The 2246-nt window shown below is 73.1% G+C and carries 4 protein-coding genes; all 4 read right to left on the reverse strand.

The genetic code is table 11. The features are described 5' to 3' along the window. Nucleotides 1-670 (reverse strand): hypothetical protein (locus tag KBX53_RS30315; protein WP_210863123.1); only part of this gene is annotated, 670 nt, incomplete at its 3' end. Nucleotides 671-777: 107 nt separating this feature from the next. Continuing rightward, the gene (locus KBX53_RS30320) at nucleotides 778-1158 is read right to left on the reverse strand and encodes a DUF742 domain-containing protein (protein ID WP_030330459.1); all 381 of its coding nucleotides are present in this window, start codon (nucleotides 1156-1158) and stop codon (nucleotides 778-780) included. Next, nucleotides 1136-1585: a roadblock/LC7 domain-containing protein gene (locus tag KBX53_RS30325; RefSeq protein ID WP_030330457.1), complete on the reverse strand. Its 450-nt coding sequence runs from the start codon at nucleotides 1583-1585 to the stop codon at nucleotides 1136-1138. Before KBX53_RS30325 ends, KBX53_RS30320 begins: the two co-directional genes overlap by 23 nt. Further along, a partial coding sequence (locus tag KBX53_RS30330) for a sensor histidine kinase (protein WP_210863125.1) occupies nucleotides 1582-2246 on the reverse strand: 665 nt, incomplete at its 5' end. The genes KBX53_RS30325 and KBX53_RS30330, both read right to left, overlap by 4 nt.

The raw sequence follows: 2246 nt of genomic DNA on the forward strand, positions 1-2246 counted from the left end.
CGATGGTGCACGCCTCGGGGGCGGAACCCGTCAACGAACCATTGACCCGGAACGTCACCTGGATCGAGGCGCTCCCGGGCACCGGAGCGGTGTCGCTGTCCGGCACGAACGTCCACACGGCACCGTCGTGGCTGGCCTGTGCGCCCTCGACCCCGCTGATCCTCAGCGACTCGCGGGGCAGGGTGACCACCAGCGTCCACTGCGGCGCCGCGACCGTGCCCGGATTGCTGATCGTCACCGTCGCGCCATAGCTGAGCAGGGCGTTGTCAGTGATGGCGAAGTCGGCGCTCAGGGCCGCCGCGGTGGGTTCGGCGCTCGCGCCGGTCGGGGTGGGCCGGGTCGACGCCTCGGTCGGTGGGGCCGAGGAGGCCGAGGTGGGCGGGGGAGTGGGCACCGTCGGGCTGGTGAGCGCCGGTCGCGCCTGCGCCCGGGGCGTATCGGACGGCGTGGCGCCCACCTGCTGCACGGACGGCGGCGGGTCGAGGGTCACCGGCGTCAACTTCTCCGGCGTACGCAGCACCCCGACCACTGACACTGCCGTCGCGACCAGCACCCCGAGCGCCGCGATGACGGCCAACCAGGTGGCCCGCGAGACGTCCTCCCGACCGGTGAGCACCCGCCGTGCGGCAGTGACGAGGGCCACGACCTTGTCCAGCAGGATGATCGCCACGGTACGGCGTGGTTGGGGTGGTGTTGCCGGCACTGCCTGTCTCTCCTTCAGTTCGTCGCCGGGTACGGGCCCACGATCCGCCCCGGTACCGGGCGGCATCCGCCCGGTCACAGCGCGCGAAGCCCGACGAGGATCGCCTCAAGCAGATCCTCGGTCGGCAGTTCCGACAGCATCGGCGGTTCGTGCGTCTCGATCAGCCCGGCCCCGAGCAGGTCACCGAGCAGCACCCGGACGGTCCCCAGCGGAAGGTCCAACTCGGCACCGACCTCGGCCACCGACACTGGATGGTGACACAACTCGACGATCCGCGCCTGTTCGGGGAAGAGCGGGGCGGGGGGTGTGACCCCCGGCCGGGCGACCACCAGCGAGATCAGGTCGAACTGGCCGCGTGCGGGCGCGGTGCGCCCCCCGGTCATCGTGTACGGCCGGGCGACCGGGCCCGCGTCGTCGTCGTACCACGCCTCGTCAGTGCCGCCGCTGGTGTGCACCAGTGTCCCCGATCGTCACCGAGGAGGCCGGCCCCAGAGTGATCGGCAGGTGCCGTTCGGCCTGCCCCACGAAGAGCGCCACCTCGTACGCCATGTCGCCGACCTCGACGTCGTCACCGGCGATCCGCACGGTGAGGATGGTCCCGTTCGGGATGGTGGCGATGAACAGGAACGCCCGCGACATCTGCACCACGACCTGGCGCAGCCGACCCGCGTCGCAGGTGCGGGTGGCGGCCAGCCCCAACGCGATCAGGCCGGCGACCACGCCGGAGATCTGTTCGGCCAGTTTGTCCCCCACCCGCCGCGAGCCGCCGAGCGGCAGCCCGTCCGGCGAGAGCACCACGGCGAACTCCGCGCCGTGCACCCGGTCGACCAGGCTGTTCAGGGCGTCGGTCAGGCCGTCCTCGGTGACCACTGCAGACGTCATTGATGTCTCCTTGCTGTTCTCGCGACTGGCATCTCGACAGTGTCGAGGCTGGTCCTGCCGCGTTCCGGGCCGATCGGCCCGGGTTGGCGGACCCGCGTCGGCAACGCCCCGTCGCCGCTCGGGCCGGGCAGGTCGGTGTCGGTGCGGGCTGGTGGGTACGGGGTGTCAGGTGGTGCGCCGGCCGGTGCGCGGCCGGTGTCGGTGACCGTGACCAGCCGGGCGGGTAGGAGCACGATCGCGGCCGTTCCGCCGCGCCGGCTGGGGCGCAGCGAGACGTGGGCGCCGCAGCGGCCGGCCAGGACGGCGGCGGCGTACCAACCGGTGAGGCCGGCGAGCGGGCCGTCAGGTGGCGGGTTGCCGAACAGGTGGTTCGCCTCGGCCAGCGTGGCGGCGTCCAGGCCAGGCCCGTCGTCGACGACGACGACCGCGCACCCCTGCGGTCGGTGCTCGCCGCTGACCCGGACGGTGGTGTCCGCACCGGAGAAGACCAACGCGTTCTCGATCAGCTCCGCCAGCAGGTGGATGACGTCCGTGACGGCCGGCCCCGCGAGCGACCACGGCCAGTGCGGCGCGATCAGGACGCGGTGGTAGTCCGGCACCTCGGCGACCGCGCCGCGCGCCACGTCGAGCAGTGGCACCGGGCGTCGCCAGCGGCGGGCGG

Source organism: Micromonospora sp. M51 (assembly GCF_018070305.1).
Classification (GTDB): Bacteria; Actinomycetota; Actinomycetes; order Mycobacteriales; family Micromonosporaceae; genus Micromonospora; species Micromonospora parva.

Excerpts from the sequence above, each read along its gene's own strand:
- KBX53_RS30325 (WP_030330457.1), bottom strand. The coding sequence starts at position 1,585 with ATGACGTCTGCAGTGGTCACCGAGGACGGCCTGACCGACGCCCTGAAC.